Annotated in this window: 21 protein-coding genes; 5 read left to right on the forward strand and 16 right to left on the reverse strand. The window is 46.4% G+C overall.

What is annotated here, in order from left to right; all coding sequences use genetic code 11:
- Positions 1 to 22: 22 nt before the first annotated feature.
- The 13 genes from AB4111_RS25710 to AB4111_RS25770 all read right to left on the reverse strand — a co-directional run bounded on the left by AB4111_RS25710 (position 23) and on the right by AB4111_RS25770 (position 16,013).
- The gene (locus AB4111_RS25710) at positions 23 to 604 is read right to left on the reverse strand and encodes a TerD family protein (protein WP_036606267.1); all 582 of its coding nucleotides are present in this window, start codon (positions 602 to 604) and stop codon (positions 23 to 25) included.
- A gap of 93 nt (positions 605 to 697) precedes the next feature.
- The gene (locus AB4111_RS25715) at positions 698 to 1,273 is read right to left on the reverse strand and encodes a TerD family protein (protein WP_091015801.1); all 576 of its coding nucleotides are present in this window, start codon (positions 1,271 to 1,273) and stop codon (positions 698 to 700) included.
- Positions 1,274 to 1,363: 90 nt separating this feature from the next.
- A complete protein-coding gene (locus AB4111_RS25720) occupies positions 1,364 to 1,957 on the reverse strand; it encodes a TerD family protein (RefSeq protein WP_442033749.1) in 594 nt (197 codons plus the stop codon).
- Positions 1,958 to 1,997: 40 nt separating this feature from the next.
- Positions 1,998 to 2,444 (reverse strand): tellurite resistance TerB family protein, encoded by a 447-nt coding sequence (locus AB4111_RS25725; RefSeq protein WP_442033750.1) that lies wholly within the window; start codon positions 2,442 to 2,444, stop codon positions 1,998 to 2,000.
- A gap of 326 nt (positions 2,445 to 2,770) precedes the next feature.
- Complete coding sequence (locus AB4111_RS25730) at positions 2,771 to 3,664, reverse strand: hypothetical protein (RefSeq protein ID WP_442033751.1); 894 nt, start codon at positions 3,662 to 3,664, stop codon at positions 2,771 to 2,773.
- A gap of 330 nt (positions 3,665 to 3,994) precedes the next feature.
- Complete coding sequence (locus AB4111_RS25735) at positions 3,995 to 4,726, reverse strand: nuclease-related domain-containing protein (protein WP_442033752.1); 732 nt, start codon at positions 4,724 to 4,726, stop codon at positions 3,995 to 3,997.
- A gap of 277 nt (positions 4,727 to 5,003) precedes the next feature.
- A complete protein-coding gene (locus tag AB4111_RS25740) occupies positions 5,004 to 5,897 on the reverse strand; it encodes an NAD(P)-dependent oxidoreductase (RefSeq protein ID WP_442033753.1) in 894 nt (297 codons plus the stop codon).
- Positions 5,898 to 6,010: 113 nt separating this feature from the next.
- Positions 6,011 to 8,344: a helix-turn-helix domain-containing protein gene (locus AB4111_RS25745; protein WP_442033754.1), complete on the reverse strand. Its 2,334-nt coding sequence runs from the start codon at positions 8,342 to 8,344 to the stop codon at positions 6,011 to 6,013.
- A gap of 54 nt (positions 8,345 to 8,398) precedes the next feature.
- Entirely contained in the window at positions 8,399 to 10,489 is a 2,091-nt protein-coding gene (locus tag AB4111_RS25750) for an alpha-amylase family protein (RefSeq protein ID WP_442033755.1), read from the reverse strand.
- A 10-nt stretch (positions 10,490 to 10,499) separates the two neighbouring features.
- Positions 10,500 to 12,032: an extracellular solute-binding protein gene (locus AB4111_RS25755; protein WP_442033756.1), complete on the reverse strand. Its 1,533-nt coding sequence runs from the start codon at positions 12,030 to 12,032 to the stop codon at positions 10,500 to 10,502.
- An 82-nt stretch (positions 12,033 to 12,114) separates the two neighbouring features.
- Positions 12,115 to 12,996 (reverse strand): carbohydrate ABC transporter permease, encoded by an 882-nt coding sequence (locus AB4111_RS25760; protein ID WP_442033757.1) that lies wholly within the window; start codon positions 12,994 to 12,996, stop codon positions 12,115 to 12,117.
- Between the two features lie 40 nt (positions 12,997 to 13,036).
- Entirely contained in the window at positions 13,037 to 13,990 is a 954-nt protein-coding gene (locus tag AB4111_RS25765) for an ABC transporter permease (protein WP_442033758.1), read from the reverse strand.
- Positions 13,991 to 13,994: 4 nt separating this feature from the next.
- Positions 13,995 to 16,013: a hypothetical protein gene (locus tag AB4111_RS25770; RefSeq protein ID WP_442033759.1), complete on the reverse strand. Its 2,019-nt coding sequence runs from the start codon at positions 16,011 to 16,013 to the stop codon at positions 13,995 to 13,997.
- A gap of 277 nt (positions 16,014 to 16,290) precedes the next feature.
- Here AB4111_RS25770 and AB4111_RS25775 point away from each other — a divergent pair, with 277 nt between their 5' ends.
- Genes AB4111_RS25775 through AB4111_RS25785 form a run of 3 tightly spaced genes read left to right on the forward strand, consistent with a single transcriptional unit; the run spans position 16,291 to position 20,046 of the window.
- Positions 16,291 to 17,412 (forward strand): endospore germination permease, encoded by a 1,122-nt coding sequence (locus AB4111_RS25775; RefSeq protein WP_442033760.1) that lies wholly within the window; start codon positions 16,291 to 16,293, stop codon positions 17,410 to 17,412.
- Positions 17,384 to 18,886 (forward strand): spore germination protein, encoded by a 1,503-nt coding sequence (locus tag AB4111_RS25780; protein ID WP_442033761.1) that lies wholly within the window; start codon positions 17,384 to 17,386, stop codon positions 18,884 to 18,886. Before AB4111_RS25775 ends, AB4111_RS25780 begins: the two co-directional genes overlap by 29 nt.
- Positions 18,883 to 20,046: a Ger(x)C family spore germination protein gene (locus tag AB4111_RS25785; RefSeq protein WP_442033762.1), complete on the forward strand. Its 1,164-nt coding sequence runs from the start codon at positions 18,883 to 18,885 to the stop codon at positions 20,044 to 20,046. The genes AB4111_RS25780 and AB4111_RS25785 overlap by 4 nt, the downstream gene beginning before the upstream one ends.
- An 88-nt stretch (positions 20,047 to 20,134) precedes the next feature.
- On the opposite strand, the gene AB4111_RS25790 is transcribed toward AB4111_RS25785, so the two are convergent.
- Positions 20,135 to 20,638, reverse strand: a complete 504-nt coding sequence (locus AB4111_RS25790; protein WP_442033763.1) for a hypothetical protein — start codon at positions 20,636 to 20,638, stop codon at positions 20,135 to 20,137.
- A gap of 466 nt (positions 20,639 to 21,104) precedes the next feature.
- Between AB4111_RS25790 and AB4111_RS25795 the strand changes: the two genes are divergently transcribed.
- Positions 21,105 to 21,437, forward strand: a complete 333-nt coding sequence (locus AB4111_RS25795; RefSeq protein WP_310337885.1) for a hypothetical protein — start codon at positions 21,105 to 21,107, stop codon at positions 21,435 to 21,437.
- Between the two features lie 141 nt (positions 21,438 to 21,578).
- Positions 21,579 to 22,112, forward strand: coding sequence for a hypothetical protein (locus AB4111_RS25800; RefSeq protein ID WP_442033764.1), 534 nt, complete (start codon positions 21,579 to 21,581; stop codon positions 22,110 to 22,112).
- Positions 22,113 to 22,232: 120 nt separating this feature from the next.
- On the opposite strand, the gene AB4111_RS25805 is transcribed toward AB4111_RS25800, so the two are convergent.
- The gene (locus tag AB4111_RS25805; protein WP_442033765.1) at positions 22,233 to 22,529 is read right to left on the reverse strand and encodes a WXG100 family type VII secretion target; all 297 of its coding nucleotides are present in this window, start codon (positions 22,527 to 22,529) and stop codon (positions 22,233 to 22,235) included.
- Between the two features lie 42 nt (positions 22,530 to 22,571).
- A complete protein-coding gene (locus tag AB4111_RS25810) occupies positions 22,572 to 23,933 on the reverse strand; it encodes a lipase family protein (protein WP_442033766.1) in 1,362 nt (453 codons plus the stop codon).
- Between the last annotated feature and the right edge of the window lie 16 nt (positions 23,934 to 23,949).

Below are 23,949 nucleotides of genomic sequence, written 5' to 3' on the forward strand. Positions count from 1 at the left end.
AGAATCACCTTTCTATGCCAAGTTATTGTGCATCCAGTCCGTAATTTTTGCATAAAGCAGATAGTCCGCCCGTAAAACCGCTACCGACCGCCTGGAATTTCCAGTCCGCACCTGCACGGTAAAACTCACAGAACACTACAGCTGTTTCTGTGGAGTAGTCTTCTCCAAGGTCGAAACGAAGCACTTCCCGATCACTTGCAGCATCTACAACACGAACAAAAGCATTGGAGACTTGTCCAAAATTCTGCCCTCGTCCATCTCCATCATAGATGGTTACCGTAATACCGATCCGGTGAATGTGCGCAGGGATTTTGCTGAAGTCAACGACAACTTGCTCATCATCGCCGTCACCCTCACCCGTACGATTGTCACCGGTATGTGTCACTGAACCCGCACCGCCGCTTGGATTGTTGTAAAAAACAAAGTCATCCGTACCTTTGGCTTTTCCATCTTCGTACAACAAAAAAGCCGAAGCGTCCAGGTCAAAATCGACTCCACCACTATATTTGTTCGTGTCCCAACCTAAACCAACTACCACACGGGTAAGGCCCGGATTCGTCTTAGTCAGGTCAATACGTTGTCCTTTGGCAAGACTGATCGTCATTTGTTTTTCCACCTTTCCAAGATATGTGATTAAATAAAAAGGAGAACCGTCCAGGAGACGGTTCTTCCCATCCTGTAAGTCATTCTGTACGTTCTATTGCAAACCGTAATCGCGTGTCAATCCAACCAATCCATCCTGGTAACCACTACCGATGGCACTGAACTTCCATTCGCCGTTATGACGATACAACTCGCCAACAACTACACCCGTTTCAATGGAGAAGTCTTCTCCCAGGTCGAAACGAATCAGTTCTTCGTTGTTTGCTTCATTAACGATTCGCACATAAGCACGGGAGACTTGTCCGAAATTCTGGCTACGTTCCGTAGCTTCGTAGATCGTAATGGAGAATGCAATTTTCTCTACATTAGCGGGTACGTTAGGCAGATCGATATTGATCTGCTCATCATCACCATCGCCATCTCCTGTACGGTTGTCACCTGTGTGAACTACAGAACCATTTTCATTTTGTGGATTGTTGAAGAAGATGAAGTTTTTCTCGCCTTCTACTTTACCGTTGGCATTGGCACAGAATACCGATACATCCAGGTCAAAGTCTTTTCCGCCATCGTACTTATTGGTATCCCAGCCCAAGCCTACTGTGATTTTTGTCAATCCTGGGTTCGTTTTAGTCAAATCAATTTTTTGACCTTTAGACAGATTAATTGCCATCGTATAATCATCCTCGCTTATTTAAATGTATTGTAGTTATCGTGACATATGAAGATCAGGATTATTGTCGATTTAGGTTAAATCTTGTACTTAGGAGTACCTGCGAGCGAGTTCATTGATATGTACCGCATGGGAACCCTCTCCAATTGCTGAGAATTTCCATTCACTTCCATGACGATACAATTCACCACAGATCAACGCAGTTGACCCTGTGTAGTTATCGGATAGATTGAACTTCACGAGCTCACTGGAGTTTTTACCATCCAGAATACGAATATAAGCCTTCTCAATCATGCCAAAATCTTGCTTGCGATTGACACAATCGTAGATATTAACAACGATTAATACTTTATGAACATCAGCAGGAATACGGGACAGATCCATTTTGATCTGTTCATCGTCACCGTCTCCCTGTCCTGTTAAATTGTCACCTGAGTGGATAACCGAACCACATGCACTTTGCTTGTTGTGAAAGCAAACCAGGTTGGAGTCCTTAACCAACTTGCCTTCTTCATTCAACATGATCGCCGATGCATCACAATCGATATCCGCTTGTTTCTTTCTTCCGAAGAACCCTTTGGCAGTTACCGGGTCCCAACCGAGACCAGCAATCACCTGCGTAAGTCCTGCATTGCCTTTGGTTAAATCAATCTTCTGTCCTTTGACCAAATTAATGCTTGCCACTGATTTTCACCTCCCTTCACATGTAAAATATCTACGCTACTTAGAGATTGAATTCACCCGGATTCAGTCCAAGTACATTGCAAATCTCGGCAACAACTCTTTTCTCCTGATCATCAAAGTTGCCGTCCGCTGAACCAATTGCACTGCATACACCCACAATAACGCGTCCCACATCCGGCTTGGCTTTGAATTTCCCAATAGCTTTCAGCGCTTCCTGCTTCCCGATCTCCGGAGAAAACTCAAAGTTCGCCACGTAATGATTGAAGCGTGTAATCACTTCTCCCATGTCGAATACCTTTAATTCCTGGCTCAGTTTAATATAGCCGGCCATCTTGTTTTTCTCAGCTTCGTCAATGGAGCCATCCGCAAAAGCAACCAGTGCACAGCCTGCAACTATGGCATCCATAAAATCTTTATTTTTAAACTTTTTGACTTGCTCTTCAAGTCCTTGTTTTGTTGAATTCAACCAGCTTTTAAATGAACTCATACTCAACCTCCAATAGTTTCATACATGGTGTTCTTCACATTTTTTCATGGTTTTCAGTAATTTTCATTCCTACATCATGATTGAATATAAGTTAAATTATTCCTTAACTATACTCTGAAATACGGCAATATTCTACATTAAAAAACAATTAATACCTTATGATACGCATCGTTCTGGATATAGTTTCAAGCGAATTTCCAGAATCTTCTCTGTACTTCTATCCCATTCAGATACAACACATAGAACCCTGGCCGCCGAACGTTACGGCAGTCAGGGTTCTATGTAAGACATCGGCATTTACATGATTCATTCCATTGGTACCAATTCTATTTTCCGTAGATCTCCTCTACACGCTCTTCCTCATTCGTAGACAACAGGACGTTAAGCAATCCCATCGCATTATTGGCATCCGTTCTCGTCGTCTTATACATCTCGGCAAACGCTGCTTCATCCTGCTTCGGGTCCATCTCAGCAAGCTTGCCCCACGAAGTACGCGCTTTGTCATATAACGTGGTCAATGTGATGTCATAGGGGTGTTGTGCAACAGGTGCCATGGATTCAAATTTCGCAGTCACTCTGAAGAAATCCATGGAATCCTGGAACGATGTACTGCTGTAATCCTTATTTTTCATCGCATCTTCCGTAATCAACAGACCTTCACGGGCGATAAACAGCGTTTTCACCATCGCACGTTCCATATTAGTTGCTTCTTCCCAAGTTACATAAGACTCTTCAGGTGCTTGTACGGTTGTAAAATAAGGAAAGGCATCATCAATCAACCGTTGTGAATCGGAATGAATGGGCACCTCTGCGTTCATGTCTACAACAGCATCACTATAGTTGGCCACATTAATGTTTTTGGAATCCTTCTCACTGACCCGACGCACTGGATGATCCGTAAGCGGGATGCGGATATAGCCGAGCTTATCAGCATACTGCTGCTTCAACTCTTCCAATGTGGAGTCCTTTCCAATCTTGCCGTCATCAGTGGAAGAAGATTCTTCCGTAGCTGAGCCTGTCTGCTCACTACCTTTCGAACCGGAGGCTGCGGTTTCTGTCACGTCAGCATTCGGGCTGCTTGTCTCTGACGAAGCGACTTCTGTACCCGAGGCAGACTCCGGTGATGCTGTCTCTTTTGCACCACCACCACAAGCTGTCAAAATCGCTGCCAAACTGAATATAACTGTGAACGTCTTTATCGTATCATTCCATTTCATCATATGATCTTCCCCTATCGTATGTATATTCCTGAGAACCATTAACCTCTGCTTCAAGGCGTAAACACCCTCTTACAATAATATCCTTTCAGATAACATGCGCGATACACAATTAGACATGGTTTACATTTTATCACAAGTTAAAAATGGGGTGTATACGACGATATACCTGTGTCTAAAGCCTATTAGTATTGTTCAAAGTTCTGCTTTGGGTTACAACGGATGCCTGCGGCATCATCCGTGGTGAGTAATAATTCTTTCGAACGGATTACCACAGAAAATCAGAAACATAAAAACACTGCCGCCAGATGGCAACAGTGTTCATGAAAAAAATCATTTGATCCCTTTGGCCTTCTCCATGTGTTCTGACCGAATCTGAGGATCGGTCGAGTTCACCGACGATAACAGAGCGTAGATCGCCTGAATATCCTTCTCTTGGAATATGGTCTCGGGAACTTCAGACTCAAGTCTTTCCGTCTTGCGCTGAATCGTCTCCACCAATTCATGGTCATAGATGATGAGTTCATCCGAATTCACATATCTTACAGCAGGATCAACACTGATGCGGCAACGGTTCGTGAAGGTCACCATGGAGACGAGACGTACTCTTTTATAATCTCCGAGGTGTGCATGAATGGCTTCCACATGCGCACGATGTTGCATGAGCGGATTATACATTTTGACCCGGCTGCTACTGACCGACCAGTTGGCTTCTCTTCGACCACCACGGATCTCACCTGTCGTCAGGTTGCGGGTTTCAATTACAAAGATGGCTCGCGGACCGATCACGACATGATCAATCTGCGAATAACCGGAGCGTGACTTTGGATTGGTAACAAGTAAATCGTTCAGCACTTTATATTCACTCGGGAGACCAATCAGCTGATCTGCTGTACTAGGCTCCTCCGGCTGGCGTATCCAATCCCCTTCCGCTTTTTTCTTGCGTTTACTACGGACCATACGCGGGGGAATGGTTGTCGTCGATGGTAACGCTGAAGCGGAGGCTGTAATTGGGTTCGCAAGCTCTGGTTGTGTCTTGAACAGAGACAGGATTTTCTTGAACATGGGCAAGCTCCGTTCTAATTGTAGTGTGGGTTACGGCTGACCATTACAGGAGGAATAACATCCTTTGACACATTCATTATGTAAACTTCTATTACTTATGTCGGATAAAGAGGGGTAAAAATAAAGGGAAGGTGACCAAAATCTCTTCATTATGCAAAATACATATGAACATTTAACCAATTCCGTGACTTTAGACGCATAAACAGGCCTTGAATTAAAAAAAAGCAGCGTAACCTTTCCTGAATAGAAAAAGAATACGCTGCTGTTCTCTTGGATGTTAAGCCTGAAGATAATAGGTGTAGAGCACCTGTGTCCCCTTCTCTTCCAGACCATTATTCGCTATTTCCTGGTACAGGGATTCGGCCAGAGCCAGCCCAGGCGTTTTCATGCCCATCTCTTTTGCAGACTCCAGTGCAATGCCCATGTCTTTGATAAAATGTTTCACATAGAATCCAGGCTCATAGTCGCCTGCGATCATACGCGGACCGAGATTGCTGAGCGACCAGCTTCCGGCTGCACCGGTAGCAATGCTCTTCAGCACGGTCTCCGCGTCCAGACCAGACGTCTTGGCATAGGCGAGTGCTTCGCATACGCCCATCATGCCCGAGGCAATGGCAATCTGGTTGCACATTTTGGTATGCTGCCCGGCTCCCGCCTTGCCTTGCAGCACAATGTTGCTGCCCATCTGCTCAAACAGCGGACGCACGGCTTCAAAGGCCGCCGAGCTACCTCCAACCATAATGGACAGCTTCGCATTCTGCGCTCCGATATCGCCGCCCGATACAGGCGCGTCCAGTGCATGCAGTCCTTTGGCTTCCGCAGCTTCAAAGATTCGTGCAGCCAGAAGCGGACTGGATGTTGTCATATCAATCAGATATGACCCCGGTTTGGCATTGGCTACGAGACCATCCTCACCGAGATAAATCTCCTCGACATCCTTGGGATAACCCACCATCGTGATGATGACATCACACGCGGCTGCCAGTTTGCCTGGCGTATCATGCCATACGGCACCTTCTTTTACCAACGCTTCCGCCTTGGCAGCAGTTCGCGTGTACACATGCAGCGGATATCCCGCTTGCTGGATGTGCCCAGCCATGCTTTTACCCATCACGCCTGTACCAATAAAGCCAACTTTCGTCTCTCCAGGTGCCTTCGTTGTATTTGTCATCGCAGGTTTCCTCCCTATTTCTCTAAGTTTCGTAAGTTGCTTCTTCTGAGATAGATAGCTATATCTGTATGTTAAAGCTTTCGTACCCCGCCGTCTATCTTTTGTCTCCAAATCTAGCGAACTGACATGCGGTATTGGTTCGGGGACATATGAACGAAACGTTGAAACGCACGGTTCAAATTACGTTCAGAATAGCCGACCTTTTCCGCAATTTCCGTAATGGTACAATCGGTGTCCTTTAGCAGCTGCTTTGCTTTTTGCACTTTCATATTCATCAGATATTCGATAAAGGATACTCCCATCTCCTTCTTGAAAAGCCTGCTCAGATAGGATGGGCTGACATTCACGAGTTCCGCACAATCCGAGAGGGATTGTACCCCTTCAGGCTGAAGGTTAAGGTGCTCGCACACACGTTGCACAATATGACGGGATGAATGTGTACGGAGATCCTGACTGATCTCTATGCATAGCGGAAACAACACCCCAATAAACCAATCATGCATCTCTCGTGACGTCTGATTCTCCTGCAACTGATCGAACAGATTCCCACCAAGACGTTCAAGCATGCCTGGCCCTTTGGTTTCCATATATTGAATAATGGCCGACAACAGCATGTGGTAGCCCTGGATCATGATTGTGTACGATTCGGAACCACGGACCCTTTTGGAAAACCTGTGAAGTACATCTTCAGCTTCGGAAAGGGTACCATTCCATAATGCCTCCATCATCTCCGTCTCCATCTCTCGCGGATACATAAACACCGGATTTCGCTCGATCGCTACAATATCTTCGTAGAACAGGACATTCTCCGCATCGTCCAATAATCGGTATTGCAGCGCAAGCTGTGCTTCCCTGAACGACTCTGCTACAGTTTCAAGTTGAACTGACCGGCCCACGCCAACCGTAGCCGAGAAGGATAGGTACTGATTCAGAGCGTTATGAATATCCTCTGCATAGCGACATACCCTCTGCCTTATATCAACAGGAGACATCTCTGCATCAAAGTGTAATATCGCTACCGAGTCACTATCATTTTTATCCACCACGTATCCTTTAAGATCATCATTCTGACTGAGAAGTTCATCCATTACATTTTTCAAAGCAAAAACAATGACGGGACCTTCACTTGGTAAAAAACGTTTCTTTTTCACCAAATTCTCTACTTTCACCACCAGCACAATGTACTGTCCTTCGGTTGAAACACCATGTCTGGCGCATTCCTCTGCCAACGGAGTCCCTCTCCATGAACCGCTGAATTGCAAGAGCTTCTGAAAGAACCGATCACGCAAATCAGGTTGTATACCCTCAATATAACGGTTAAGCTTCTCCGTCTGGTCGTTGAGATAACTCAGTGAAGACCTGATATATTCAATTTCATTCCCTTTGGGGGCTGATTCCTGGCCATTTCTGCGCAGATGTTCTCCGTAACGCAGCAACTGTTGAATTGGATTATAGGCCAGCCGCGAGCTGAACCAGGTAAGCAGTAATCCAACAAATACAAAGATGGACACACAGATCAGGATTAATACGCGAATCCAGTTCAACTGGGCAATCATCTCCCGCTCTGGCAACTGGGACACATAGGTTCTTCCCATTGATGCTCCCACATAAGCCACAAGTTCATTACCCTGCTCCCCCTTCAGTACGTCATGCCCTGACCTTTCCCTCCCCTCCAGATACGCAATCTGCTGTAATATGGCATCATCAGATGCCGCTGCACCAATCGCCTTAGGTCCGTCTGTATGCAAAATAATTCGTTGATCTGAATTCAAGATCGCCAGGGACTGATCTTCCAGACTGACCGAATAACTTCGCAGCAGAGTTCGCAATGCCTGTTCTTTCATCTGCAGAATGATCACACCACTCGGTGGCCCCTGACCCATGATTGGCAGTTGTCTAACATAGGAGATATAACCCGCCTCTCCGGACCCAGGCAGATACATCCATCCGGCCCCTTGGCTTCCTTCAAGCGCGACCTTCATATCCTGCTTCTCTCGGTAATCTACCAACGGGACCAATCCATAGTAATGGGATAAAACCATATCCGTTCTGCCGTCAAAATAGATCATTTCTTCAATCAGATTATTGGTGTTTTTGTGAAGTTGAAACAACTCCAGCAGATCCAGATGCAGAAAGTAATCGCTCTCATAATTGGCATTCCCCAGTGCGTTACGCATTAAGGGACCGCTGGCGAGCTGCATTGATTCATGCTCAATATTGGTCAGAATATTCTCGACCCGGTCTTTGAGCAAATTAAGAGAGGCCATGTTGTTATCCTGAAACTGCCCGGTCAACTTGATCATGGAGAAATGATAATATGCACTTCCGGCAAGCACTACCGGAATGACCACCGACATGCAACCCAGCCAGATCAGCCTTTTCAAATACCCATTCGTTGCGAACCAGCGATCCAATATGGATTTGACGGTATGCATGATACGTCTCATGGAATCACCCCCGTGTGCTACCTTATGCTCATTATCCTCAACTATTAGGGTTCATTATATCAAGAGCGGTATGCGGATACACTCCCAAACATCAAGTCTGGGAACGTTTATTTTCAACTCACCTTCAACCCATTCCGTTTCCAGAAGATTTCCGGTAATTAAAGCTTCTGCTTCTCCTACAGGACTCCCCTCACCAGAGCCCACCGTAATCTCAATATCGTGGAGCGGAAGGACGGAAGACAATGGTCTGCGTCCTGCTCCGTTGACCAGATGAATAAGCAGCTCGTCGTCTTTGCGAAAAACCGTTAATTGTAGTCCCGGAATGGCTGTCACAGATACCAGTGCCTTTCCATCCAGCAGAAGGTCTACGGCATTAGCGAAGAGTCTGAAATGTTCCTCCAGCTTAAATTCCTGGATTAGACTGCTAAGCGAAAAGGGGAGATAACACGCTTTTCCCTCTCCAAGTGTACGAAGCAGTGCCAGCGGCAGATCCGTCTGTTTTACAGCCAGTGAAGCCCGTTCAGGAGGTGCGCCGACACTTTCCAAGGGAGAAAATGGAGGTACCAGCGTTGCCAGTACCTGTACATTTGTATCGATCGGTTGGCAGTACATTACCTTGCCGCGATGGGGGATAAGTTCGGTTTCTTCCAGTTCACGCTGCAAAGGGTTCGTGCCCTTAGGTGTGCCTTTGCCTACAGATGCCGAAGATTCGAAGCGCAAATAAGAAGCGAATAAATACTCACTCTCCTGTATTTCCCCGGTAATACCGAACAGATCTGCCAAAAGGGACCTAGTCTGCTTTTCTTCCATGGGCAAATGTCCTTCTGCAAACACACTCCCTCCTTGACTCACATATTCATGTAACGATTTGGAAAAATCAGGCGGATACGTACATCCTTCAGGCAAAAGAATGACCTGGTACCGATGCAGATCCACGCTTGCCAACTGTTCCGGCAGAATCACATCAAACGGAATTTGCTTATGAATTAGCGCTTCAGCCAAACCTTCCGCAGATCGGTCTGCATTCCAGAGTAACGCTACCTGACATATCGGCTGTGCACCGTCCATATAAGAAGCCAGTTTTGCGGCATCCGTGTTGACTTCTCTCACCGTACGCAAGATCCGCTTATCCGTAATCGTATCCGGAATTCCGGTCAGGGAGTGCCAGAGTTGGCCACCATTGGCCGGAATCTGTGAGAGCCAGAACCGGTACTCGGCTGGTGGGAGCCCCGTGTGGCGCCAGTCCATCCCCGGACAGGAATGAATGATGCCGAAGGGATCCGGACGTCCAGGAACGGAGCGCCCTACTTTGATACTGAGCGCGGGCTGCCAAAATTCCGGTATGCGCGTATGTCCCAGTGACAGGACATCCTGTGGCTCTGTGCAGAGCATATCCGTAATGGATACCCTTTTCTCCAGATGATCCCGGTGCAGGTTATAATATAGAATCATTGGTACCTCAGGCCGGACGGCTTTAATCTCCTCATACATCCGTCCCAGATTATCATCGAAACAACGTGCAGCAAAATCAGGCTCGAGTTCGGCAGACGTTCCAGGCAGATCCGCACCATACAGACTTCTGTATTTCTCCTGACATATGGAACATCGGCAAAAGACATATCCAGGGGCATTAAAGAAGACACCATCAATCTCATAACGTTCCAGCGCTTCACGGATGACCGGAACTGCTAATTCCTCATTCCGATAACCTCCGTTAATGCAGGTTGACATGATTAACGGCCAGGCGCCTGGACGTGTAGCCCCAATAATTTCTGGTTGCCCTCCTTCTTTGCGAGCAAACCATTGGGGCCGCTGCAGATAGACGGAGTCCTCTGCCTTGCTGAAATCAAAGCGGGCGATGAATCGAATCCCCCGCTCATGACAGCTATCAATCAACTCCCGCAGCAGATCACGATCTTGGGGCAAATACTCATTATGCACATGGAATTTCACTTGGGATGAATACCAGGCATAGATCCCACCGGTATTGAACACCATCGCATTGGCGCCCATCTCCATGATCTGATCTGCTAGCTTCCCGGGATTAATCTTAGCCGTATCCTTAACCTGCATATTGGGCTGGATGATGCGCAGCGGCTGCTGCCACCATGGACGATGTTCCTGCTCGGTTATTGGGCTCTTCATCGCTTCTCCTCTATTCTGATATTGTTGGTTGATTGAATTGATCATACGCTTTGGCCATTTCCTGGTAAGCCTGCTTGATATCAGGCTGATTATTCAATTTGTCCACGTAGGCTCTGAACTGTTCCACACTGGTTTGGCCGACAATTGTCCGGGTTAGCATGGAGCTGTACTCGTCTGAATATTTGGGCCACGTCTCTCTCCATGCTTCGGATGTGATGACTCGGTAGAAATCAATCTTGCCTATCTCATCAAAGTTCTCGACTTCCTTGATTTTGGCATCATTGTAAGCTTTATCGCCAGAAGCACTGATGACCTTGCCCCACTTGGCGTAAGCGAGCACGCCTGCCCCTTTGCTGGTCGTATTTACTTCCTTAACTCCCTGTTCCGTCAGAACCTTCTGTCCGTCCTGCTCCGTATAATGAACACCTTCAATTCCATAGTAGGAGAAATCCGTCATCTCCTGAGAAGCCGTCATGTCAAAATACTTCAGAAGCTGCTTCACCTTTTCTTCCGGGACCTTTTTCGAAATGTAGAACCCACCCGCTACGCCTGTCTCTAACCCGACAGCCGCATCTCCATTTGGACCCGTCAGAGACAGATTCAGAATCTTCGCATCCGGTTGGCCGGATTTCTTCATGGCCTGCTCCCATTCGTGATCCCACCAGATTGGACGTCCATAGGAAGCGGCCCGATTGGTCTTGAAGAGTTCCTCGGCCTGGCTCTCCTTCATGACGGCATACTCTTTCGATAACAATCCATCCGCATACAGTTCACGGAACCATTCGATCATCTCGATATACTGAGGTGTTAAGCCTGGACTCATCAGCCCGCCGTCATTATCATAGGTAGGATTATAGGCTCCGAATCCCGCCTGGAACGTTGCTGGTGGATTGTTGATGAACAATAAGCCGACGGTGTCCTTTTTCCCATTACCATCCATGTCACTATCCACGAGCTTTTTCAAGACTTCCCTATACTCTTCGAATGTCTTGGGAATTGGCAGGTTCAACTTCTTCAGCCAGTCCTCCCGAATCTTCAGTCCGCCGTCAATACGCGAACGGGAGCGCGGAACCGCGTAGATTCCACCATCCACAGTCAGATATTTCAATGCATCAGGCGCCAGATTCTCCTTCAGATTCGGATATTCGCTAAGGTCACCAAGGAAGGGCTTCAGATCCCAGAAGGCACCGTTCTTAATCGCCGTAATCAGGGTTGGACGAATCTGATTCTGGTAGGCCACCACTTCGGGCAGATCACCCGACGCGAGCAGCAGATCCAGCTTCGTATCCAGATCTCCCGACGGTACCCATTCGATGTCCAACTTGGCGTTCGTTCGTTTCTCCCATTCGGTCCAATATTCATTGTCCATATCGGGAATCTCATTGTATAAACCTGCAAACATCTTGATATTCAGCGTCTCATCTCCCCCAGATTCCCCTGTACCTCGATTAGTGGCTTCTCCCGATCCACTGCACCCGGCAAGCATGGAAACGGTCAAAAGAATACAGAGCCAAGCCGTCCATCGTTTATTGAGCTTTTGCATGGTTATTTTCCTCCCCTAAAATCATTTAGTAAGCGTTTGCATATTCATTTAATAAACATTTCATTTATTCGCTTTGTAACCATCACCCTTTGACCGAACCAATCATGACCCCTTTGGCAAAGTGCTTCTGCAAAAATGGATATACGATCAGGATCGGTACCATCGCCAGTACAATGGAAGCCATTCGAATGGTCTCCTGCGGCACAACACTTTCGTCACTGGCTCCCGCCTGAGCCACGGCGACCGAATTCGAATCGATTACAAGGGTTTTGATGAGTAATTGAAGCGTCCATTTGCTAGAATCGGATAGATAGATGAGTGCATTAAAATAAGCGTTCCAGTGTCCCACTGCGAAGAACAGTGTAAACGTCGCGATGGCTGGCATCGATAACGGGATTATGATGCGGATGAAGGCCGTCAGGTCACTGCATCCGTCAATCTGTGCCGCATCCTCCAATTCGGAGGGCAGCGATTCGAGAAAGCTTTTAATCACAATCAAGCTCCATGCATTCGTCAGTCCAGGCAGAATCATGGACCAATAGGAGTTCAAGAGCCCCAATTCCTTAACAAGCAAGTAGTTGGGAATAATGCCAGCACTGAACACCAAGGTGAAAATGACCAGCCCCATAATCCACTTATGACCGGGCAACGATTTCTTCGTTAAACCATAGGCCATCGTGAAAGATACGATAATATTCAGTATGGTGCCAACCACTGTAATAAACAACGTGCTTTTGAAAGCGTTCAGGAAGCTATTCGTTGATAAAATGTAACGATACGACTCCAGCGACCATTTCTCCGGAAAAAGATAAAACTTCAGCGGCACATACACTTTCGGATCGGTAAACGATACGCTGAACACGTACAGAAACGGGAAAATGCAGGCTAGCGAGATCAAGGCAACCAGAATGTAATTGATCCAGTCAAAGAGTGTCAGACCTTTTTTCTGCACAACAAAGCTCATTTCTTATCCTCCTGTCCAAAAAGAACAACGGCCCTACGGGTTAATAGATCCCCTCATGTCCAAGTCTTTTCACAATTTTGTTGGCAGCCACAATCAGGAACAATCCGACCAACCCTTTGAATAGCCCTACAGTAACTCCGATGCTGATTTTGCCTTGCAAGATACCATACGTGTAGGAGTACGTATCAAATACCTCCCCCACCGATCGCACCAAGGGGTTCATCATCAGCAGGATCTGTTCAAAACCGGTATCCGCCATGCTCCCAAGGCGTAGAATGAGCAAGATGATAATGGTTGGCCGGATGGCCGGCAAGGTAATATGCCAGATCTGCCGGAAACGTCCAGCCCCGTCCACAACCGCTGCTTCGTATCGCTGAGGGTCCACGCCCGCCATTGCTGCAAGAAAAATGATCGTGCCCCATCCGGCTTCCTTCCACATGCTCTGGGCGGTAAGCAGACCCCAGAAATAATTCGGTTCGGATAAAAATGAGATCGTATCCTTGCCACTCTGCGCAATCAGTTTGTTCACTATACCAACGTCGGTGGAGAGCAGGAAAAACGTCATGCTGGCAACAACGACCCATGACAGAAAATGCGGTAAATATACGATCGATTGATTGATGCGTTTGAACGTCTCATGCCGGATTTCATTCAGCATCAGCGCCATCAGGATCGGCAATGGGAAATGAAATACCAGCGCGATTAGATTAATGGCGAGTGTATTGCGCAGCATGATATAGAAGTTGGAACTGCCAAACAACTCATTGAAATGCTTAAAACCCACCCATTCACTGCTCGTAAATCCAAGGAATGGATTGTAATCCTGAAAGGCGAGAAGCAGTCCCCATAGAGGAGCAACTTTGAATATTAAGAAATACAACAGCCCTGGTAGAATAAGTAAATATATCATCCGGTGTTTGTACATGCGCGATAGCAGACCGCCGGTTTGCAACTTGCCCGTCGAGCGATTTAACGTCTTTAGCTGAGTGTTCATCCGTCTACGTCACCCCTCTCTTCGAAGCATGATGCACGTCAATGACTATGGCCTCATACCGTGCCAACATAGCGAGGCTAATCCTTGTTACACTTCCCTCTTGCTTGATGGGAACAGCCTTGGACGAACAGAGGGAGTATGCATGTACGGATGTGCCGATGTGGTTAAGTTCAATTGCAAGGTCATACAACGGTAACGCTTCCATATATGTCGTGCCATTAAAACCAGACAAGTTCAATAGTTGAACCAACAGGTTGCCATCTTCCATCCGATTCAGAAACAGCTCCACACTGGCTGGAAGGTCATTTCTCAATGAGCGTTCTCCAATGAAACGATTGAGTATATCCGTCACTGCATATTTGTGATCTTCAAAACCGTGTCTGTAATACAACGTACCTGGATTCCAACTGTAATAAATGGCTGCCCCACGATCTACATATTGGGTGATCCCCAATCCGTAGCTCTCTCCCAACTGATGACCATAGGCCCGCTCCGGTGGACCAAAAGAGGCTGGTTCGATATAAGGCATACTTCGCTCTGTATGCGATGGATTGATGAACTGCATCCGCGAAAAACCGCCGCTGACCGTAATCCACTCCCTATCCTTCAGACTGGGAAAGAGATCGTTGTCCCCTACATGCAAGTAGGCCGCAGGCAGCATATCTACATCCCCTGAGTGCACAGCCCCAAACCATTCCTGCAAACATTCCACATCATTCTTGAAGGCATTACCTGTAGCAAGCAGCGCTACTCCCTGACTTTGCACCTCATTTAATGCTTCTAATGTTAGTGGCTCAGGACGTTGCACCCCGGGCAAGATGACTACTTTCACTGTGGCGAGTTTATGCGCCATGGCTGCAATCTGTTCTTCCACAATGACATCAAACAGGATATGGGCTTCTTTTAACATTTTGAAAAGTCCCAGATATTCGATTCCCGCCCCAGCCGCTGATGGTTTGATCAAAATGACTTCTGCCATGGAAGCGAGATGTCCATAAATATGTTCATGGTCTGCATGATAGCGGAAGATACGCTGTGCCACAGCGAAGTTCCTTCGATCCGGATATCCCTCAAATGCGCCAATAATACAGAAGTCCAGCCCTGATCCGTTCGCGATATTCTGCAGTAACCGCACTTCGGTCTCATACGGCGAAACACCTGTGAACCGATAGGTCAAGTCGATGGCATTGATGCTGCAATTGCTGATCAACTTGTTATCCCAACTCTGTACGACAGAAGCTACATTTTCAGAAGCGGAGTACTGCCATAAAGGCAAAGCACGGGTAAGTGATGTGTTGGATTCCTTGCGAATGATATCGACCTGATGAGGATGGTAGGTGCTTATTGCCACATGTGGCCAGCGGGATTTGACCAAGTCATGGATTTTGCTCAGAATCTCTCTCGAAGTAAACTCCTGAAACTGAAGATACGCTGCATGCAGCTCATGCTTAGGCCCTGTATAGTCCAGTAGCTCACTCTCGCAGATCTCTTTGAAACGACGCTGACAATTGTCACAATAACAAGGACCATAATAGTTACCGCTGTAATCCCAGTGCTGATAACCAAACATATTGAAGAAAATACCGTCCACTGGATACTTCTCCAATACTTCCGTAATGGTTTCGAGTGATTTTTCCTGCTGATACGCACCGTTCAGACATGTATGCACTATGCCAAAATAATTCACTTCTTGACCTTCACGGTCACGATAGAACCATTCCGGGTTTGATTCAAACAAAGATTCATGGGCCTTGCTGAAATCAAAACGGGCAACAAACTTCATATCCAGCTCATGTGCCTTGGTGATGGCTTCCTCTAGTACATCCGTATGAAGATAAGGTGTGACGTATTGGTGCTCCAATGTGGAAGGATAGAAGGCAAAGATGCCTCCCGCATTCATCATCAACACATTGGCTTGAAACTCCTGAAGTTCTTTCATCAACAGGTCCACATTCATCCCCGCATCGATCTCACGAAGATTGTTCTGAATCAGGCGAAGCCGGTTCGAAGACCACCAGTTCATTCGCATCGTCCTCCTCTTGTCTGCGATGTACTTTAACCGTATACCTTGGATGACAGGCACAGTAGGGACATTTTTTGCAGAAATCGGTTAGGAAATATATGTCTGTTCTATAAGAGGAGATGTACAGCATTAAGGCATACATGCCAGATATGGCAGACAATAATTGTCCGGTTGTTGCTTCTGCTGAATATTTTGATTCAAAAAACTGAAAAAGGAATCAACTTCCTGTATGCTGTACAACCTAACGGAAACTTCCTTCATTGGAAAGGAGATTTCCATGAGTCGTGAAAAAGGTCAAATTACCATCTGGTTGTCCTTTTCCATCCTTTTATTAAGTGCAGGGCTCGTTTGCCATGTTTTGTCTGTTCCAGCGATACTCGAAGCTGGCGGCAGAGACGGCTGGTTGTCTGTCGTAGCCGCCGCTCCATTGTTCATGTTGTTTCTGTGTATGATGTATATCATCATTCGGCGGGTACGTGGTCAACGATTAACGGATTGGATTACCCGAGAATTCGGAGCCATTCCCTCATGGACCTTTCGGGTCTCTGCTTCCATTCTGCTATTCACACTTGGCACACATACGTTGTACGAGACAACTAACTGGACCGTATCCACATATCTTCAATTCACGCCTCCTTATGTGTTGGCCGGTGGAGGAGCACTGGTTGCTGCTTGGGCGGCAGCCAAAGGCATACGCTCCATTGCGATGACTTCCAGTCTTCTACTGCCCTTTGTAGTTCTGCTCGGATATTTTGTAATGTCCGCCAATATGAAATATAAAGACTACAGTCTGCTGTTCCCGATTATGGAGAACGGCATGGGCCCCGTCTGGCGGGGCATGATCTATTCTCTTGCCGGACTTATGGAAATCTGGATTCTCATGCTGTTCCAACATGAAGTCAAAGGTAAAATTCGGTGGTGGTACGTTCTAATCCTCGGCTTGTTCATGCTTAGTATGGCGATTGGACCAACCATCGGAGCCATCGTAGAATTCGGTCCCGAAGAAGCAGCAAAACAACGGAACAGTCCCTATGAGCAATGGAAACTTGTAAATATCGGCAAGCTGCTGCAACACGTTGATTTTTTGTCCATCTATCAGTGGCTTAGTGGTTCCTTCGCAAGAGTGGCTATATCCATGTATCTCATCGTGGATCTGCTGAATTTTCGCAGGCCGAAGAAACGATATATCGCTATTCTCACCATCACCGTCATGATGAGCCTCATGGCGATGCAATGGTGGCGCATTGATTACGTGGATTATTATGTAGACCATATTCAGTTCCCGGTCATGCTCGCCTATGTCTCAGTCGTTACAGTGATACTAACCATTGCTTCACTAATCCACAAAAAGGACAAGGAGGTTCCCGCTCATGCCGATCTCAACTCAGCCCAAGAATAATCCTACCGTTGAACCCTTTCGAATGAACGAGCATAACCTCAACACCTTTTTTGCCGAATCTGACGACGTCATCATTAATAGTCACATGATCGGGGAATCTCAGATGCAGATTCTTATGGTCTATTGCAGTGGTATGGTGGACAGTGAAGCGATCTATGATATTATTCTCCCGGAACTCAAACGTACGTATGAGCATACACATTTTGTCCATACGTCCGACATTGAAAAGTCCATCAGCCTCCAGTGGACCCGGATGGACCTGCAAGATCCGGCATTCGGAACGGAGCTGATGTCTCATCGCGTTTTTGAAGGTCATATGTTGATCAGTATCCCTTCCCTGCAAGCCATGTGGAGTATTGATATATCTAACATTCCTACTCGGACACCGGAGGAATCCACCACCGAAGTTTCGATCCGCGGGGCAAGGGATGGGTTCATTGAACCGCTTGCCGTGAATGTTGCCTTGATACGCATACGTCTACGCACAAACCAGCTGGCCTGTAACATCGAAATGATCGGTTCACGTTCTGCAACCAAGGTAGCCCTGATGTATATCAAGAATATTGCCAATCCGGAGCTGATCGAAGACGTCCAGGATCGGTTGCGCAAGATAGAAACTGAACGCATCCTGACTGCCAATGAACTGGAAGAATTGCTGTCCCCTTCGAAGATTACTTTGTTTCCCGTGACCCATTATACGGGCAGGCCTGACTTTGCGGCGGAATGTCTGCTGAACGGACGCTTTATCCTGATTGTGGACGGCAATCCCAGCGCCATTATTGGGCCAGTCAATCTGTTTCTTTTGCTCAAATCACCGGAAGATGCCAGCTTCCCCTTCTTAGCTGTCAACGTAGGGCGGATGCTGCGCTTTCTTGGCCTGATGGTCACCGTGTTCCTGCCCGGATTCTATATTGCGCTGACATCCTTTCATATGGATCAGATTCCCTTTCCTCTAGTCGCCACGATATCGGTTGGACGGATGGGACTTCCTATGGAATCCGGAGTGGAGATGTTTCTCATTATGCTGCTGATGGAGCTATTCCGTGAGGCAGGGGTACGTTTGCCAAGTGCCATCGGCCAGACACTGACTGTTGTTGGAGGTCTGATTATCGGAGATTCGGCCATTCGTGCCGGGATGGTCTCTCCACTCATGATCGTCATCATCGCAGTCACCGTTGTAGCTGGAGCGACCATTGTAAACCAGGTCATGACCAGTTCCGTACTGATCCTGCGCTTCCTTTGTTTTGTCCTGGGGGCATCCCTCGGCATCTTTGGGTTCATCCTGTCATTGATTCTGTTCCTCATCTACTTGACCGATCTCAAATCATTTGGCATTCCGTATCTCACGCCGTTAACACCGCTTCATTTCAAACAAGCGATAGCTTCATTATTCAAACTGCCAAAAGGCCTGGGTAAACGCAGACCCGTCTATCTCGAAACCCAAGAACCCCGCAAGAAAGGGAACGGAAGATGAAGCGTTTGTTGCAGAGATGTACGCTGGGTCTGTTAAGCCTATCGATGTGTGTGATGACAAGCGGATGCTGGAGTGCTTTTGAGATTCAACAGGTAGACTACGCCAAAGCCTTTGGCATTGATTACAAAGACGGGATGTATCACCTGTATGTACAAACGCTTGATTTTGCCAGTGTCGCCAAAAGTGAAAGTTCAACCAAAAGTGCAGATACCCCACCTGTATGGGTCGGCCATGCCGAAGGGAAAACCATGAGTCTGGCGCTGAACGAACTGTTCCGCACCGCTCAATTGCACATGGCTTGGGGGCATGTGACAGCCATCGTCATGGCAGAAGGGGTGCTTACCAGCAAACATATCAAAGAAGTGTTCGATATGCTGGGACGGTTCCCAGAATCCCGTTATACGACCTGGGTCTACGGAACCCGCGAACCACTGGAGAAAATTCTCAGTGCAACGTCCATCTATAATATGTCGCCGCTGGATAGCATTCTTCATAATCCGCTCCCGACTTATATGGAAGAATCATTGTATCCGCCCGTTCTTAGCTTCAAGCTCATTGCAACGCATAATGATCCGGCTACCACGACGTATCTGCCCAGTATTGCATTGAACAATTCCCAATGGGCCGAGAACGAGAAGAAAAAGGATTTATTTCTAATCGAGGGGGCCTTTTTCGAAAAGACAGGCGTTGACTTTGAATACCTTCCACGTAGTCAGCTTCCCGGTTATCACTGGCTGATCAAGGACATGCGGCGTGCTCCCTTGCTTGTGCAGAAGGATGGAACGATCTATGGGGCACTCAGTGTAGGTTTACCGAAAATCAAAATCAAACCTGTCATTCAGGGTGAAGAGGTCAAGTTCAATATTGACGCCCAATACCTAACTGCCCTGTATGAATATCTGGTGCCCACCTCTTATGAAGAGATGATCCAGATTAGTGAAGTGAAGTTGCGTGAGCAGATTATGCAGACCTATCGTCACGGCCTTGAGCGTGGTGTGGATATTTACGGCCTTCAGGAGAAGCTGTATCGCAAAAATCCGAAGCTGTGGCGCAAGTTATCTAACAATGGCAGCAAGATGATGCTTACCGAAGACTCGATCCAGGATCTGAAAATCCATCTCACCATCCCGTATACAGGGAAATATAAAAGGAAAGTATAGTAAAAACGTGAAACACCCCTTTGCCCGTCTGGTACGACGGATGAGGGGTGTTTGTGTTGATGAAGGATAATTTCGTTTGCAGTTCGGATTAGGCGGACCTAGGACTGCGAAGTTTCCATTCCATCAGCCAGCCTATAAATATGGAGAAAGACAGACCGAACAACAGGATCGGCACGTTGTAAAACAGTGTGTTCGTGTATTGGTTCAGCCAACCAAAACGGTATACGGCCGAATCCGGATCATTCGTAAATCCGTTGAGTTGGAGGCGTAGGTCTTTGATGTTGTGTAGCTCCCAAGCGACAGACAACACACACAGCAAGAAAGCCGCGAAGGGGACACAGGCATGTATCTTTCCTCCCCAGCGTTGACGCTGATCGTACAACCACCATTTGGATAGAAACATCGTCCAGATACATAGAATGAGAAAGGTCAGAAGAGATGGAGCTAACACCAGAAGTCCCAGGTTACCGTTACCAGACACCCCTCTACCCGGCTCATGCTGGAAGGTTAATCCACGGACAGCGCCGATCATGAGTACGTTCCAGATGAGGAAGATGAAGTATGGCTTGTTGATTCTTTTGAGACGACTCATATTTGTTTCCCCCTAATGTAATCCATTACCCGCAACCGACTAGTCAGGATTAAGGTCTGAGGAATGAGCACGAAAACAATATATATCAGTACAATTAACCACAAATGTGCGGCAAAATTTTCTGCGCCGAACGATGGTTTCGGACGTTCAATCCAATACCACCAGCACGGGATGGCAATAAACCATGTCAGTCCCGTTGAGAGGAACATATCTTTAACATCGCTCCATAGAAAACAGAACAGCGCAACGAACAAAATGGGACCTGTCCAAGAATCCAATATCGGGCCCCAGCTCTGAAAGACAAAGATGATGGCAGGATAAAGAAGGTTGATGGTCCAGCGCCATATGTTATTAGTATAAAGATTCATAAAGCTTCTCACCTCATTACTACCGTTGCAATTGTACTAGCAGAAAAATTAGAATAAAAGTGTCGTTAGAGTTTATCACCAAAAAGGAGAATGAAAGCTTGATTAAAACAAAACTTATGGCTCTATACTTACTTGTTTTTACACTTGCAATCGGAGGATGTTCTAGCCTGTCCACATCAGATAAGCAAAACATTCTTGAAAAAGCTACACCCGTCAGCATCCAATACATTAAGGAGTATTATGACGCAGACTTTGTCATCACGAGTCATGATATTGACGACCCTTCAGTCCATTCCCGATTGTACCTATATGGTCATGTAACAGGTCACGAAGATGAGCATATTACCGTTTCATACAACTATGACACACGTGAAGTCATCAGTGTGACAGGACCGGGTTGGTTCATCGATAGCCGCAATCCCAAAAAATAAGATCCGGCTACACTGCAATGATACATACAGTTAGCTCGTTCTTTGCCTTTGTTAATTATGGGAAAGAAATGAACAGATGAAGCATGATTTTGGATAATATAGCTCATACTACCTTCAGGAAATTATTGAAGGAGTGACAGCATGAGGTTAAAAAGTATCATCGCCGTTGGAGCCGTGTTAACCTGCTCATCTCTGTTATGGGGCTGTGGCAATGGCACTGCGAATAATACTTCCCAGCAACAGAATGACACCGTTCGATCGGAGAGTTGGAGCGATCCCAAACGACTGGAAGCTTCCCATTTGGAGGCGCTTGAGCGTATGGAGAAAGATCACATCCACCGAATGGTTTCGCTTAGCGCAAGTACAGATGGAGACAAGGTGATGACCACACTTGAACGGTCGAGTCAAAAGTTGGAGGAAATGAGACCGCTCGCCGAAATGCTCCAGCATGAAGGACATCCAGCATTATTACAGCGAATTCAGGACATGTCCGGAGATATCCAAGGTTCCAAATCCGTCATTGCTGAGATGAAAAAATTGCCTCAGGACGGTAAAATTAAGATCCAGTCTGAGAATTCCGATTCTTTACATCACATCAGCAGCTTCCGCGATTACCACCAGTATATCCAAGAGAAAATTCAAACTTTGAACAAGAATAATACTGATTTACACTAATTAGTAATAGCTGCTTGCGCAAGTGACTTCAATCGATACAATTGTATGAACGAAGCAACAATAGTTAGGTGGGAAGATTACTTCCTATCTGACTATTTACGTGTGAGCAGATATAGACAATTACTGCATCCTGCTGCGATTTCTTTGATCTTCTCTGTCCGCTTCTTCCATCTTGCGAATGTATCGCTTCAATTCCTCTTTATGAGCTTCTAGTTCATTTAATCTAACAGAAGCACCTTCAACAAAAGACTGCATCTTGAAAGTTAACACCGATGCTGATGTCCCTACCCAATCCTGCTGCAACCTTCCATGAATCGTACGCATCTTCTGTTCCTGTTGTATAAGCCGTTGCTGCAATTGTTCGCATTGTTGAACGGCTCTTCGTAAATCCGACAGGGATACGGATATTCTGCCCATGTCCACTTTCCTCCTGTTAATCTATCTATATAAATTCCATTATTATTTTTGCTGATCAGCGATTACGAAATCTTCTCTCTTTCGTTCAATATAATCTGCAATCTCACTTATGGATTCTTGGTACCAACGGTTAATTTGTTGCAAAGTAGCTGTTGCATTATAAGCAATAGGTGTAAAAGACTGACTTTCGCTCGTTGCTATATGGGTCTGGAACATCTTAATAGAAGCTTGTGCATCGTTGGAAAATCCACTCAAACTCAGTCTCATTTCTCGAGCAGACTGCGCTAATTCTTCCGGTGTTAATTGAATCTTACCGCCACCAGAACTACTTACTCCAGATATAAACGAAGCTACTGCACCAGACATCACATTAGAGAACACAGCCATTGCTTTTTGATGTGCAGTCCATCTTGGAGAAATATCAAGCGTCTCTCCCGTACTCCGATCGATTAACGGGCCAATTAAGTTGCCCTCCTTATCAAACTCATATTGCTTCATGGAGTGGTACCCCTTGCCTTCGTCCTTCGAGAAGGAATCCAATAATCTAACGATATTTCCAATGTACAGCTTATCTAGATCTACATCTATTCCAACGTCATGAACCAACATCGGGGAGCCTGCACCGAGAGGTTGAAAAGGGACCTTTAACTGTAATTGAAACTTCCAGTTCTGATACATTGCATTAGCGGTATCAAAATCCTGTCCCTTGTACACCGTAAGTCCAACGTGCCTGTCATATTCACTTACTCCGCCAGCTCCTACAGAATCACTCGGATGAACCACATTAACCATTTTGTTGTCAAAGTGACCTTCATTCACCTTAGCCAAACTTATATCATCCAGCAGATTCATTACACTTGGAGCACTATACGTCATACCAGATACATCATGACGAGCAGCTACATATTGAGCTAAACCACCGCCAAGAGAATGGCCTGTTAGCGAAATATCTGAATCAGGATAAGCTTTCTGTACAGCCTCATACAATTCTTCAGCTTGATGAAACTGATTGTTTTCCCAACTTGAATTATCCATCATGAGTTTGAATGGACTATTTTTGAAGATATTATGACGCTCTGGGTCGGTTATGGAATCTTCAAGCTTTCTCGTTCTTCCTCCTACGACATCAAAAGCATCTGTCTCCCAATCCGCGAATTTATCTGTCAACTTCCCTTCTGGTTCAGTTCCTCGATAACCGATAATCACTTGGTTGGTTTTGGGATTCTCAAGTACTACTGCATCAAATCCAGAATATTTTCTTTGCAGCTTTGCTCCGTAAGGTTCAACTGTTCTCCAATCTTTATACTCTTCCTTGTCCAGAATATTACTTCTCCCTACGGGAACATCAGTATAAGCAAGTTCCGAAATTTTCATATATAATTCATCTGTTTTGTAGGCGTTCATAGGGACACCCTTTCTT

The sequence above is a fragment of the Paenibacillus sp. 2KB_22 genome (genome assembly GCF_052115745.1).
Lineage (GTDB): Bacteria > Bacillota > Bacilli > Paenibacillales > Paenibacillaceae > Paenibacillus.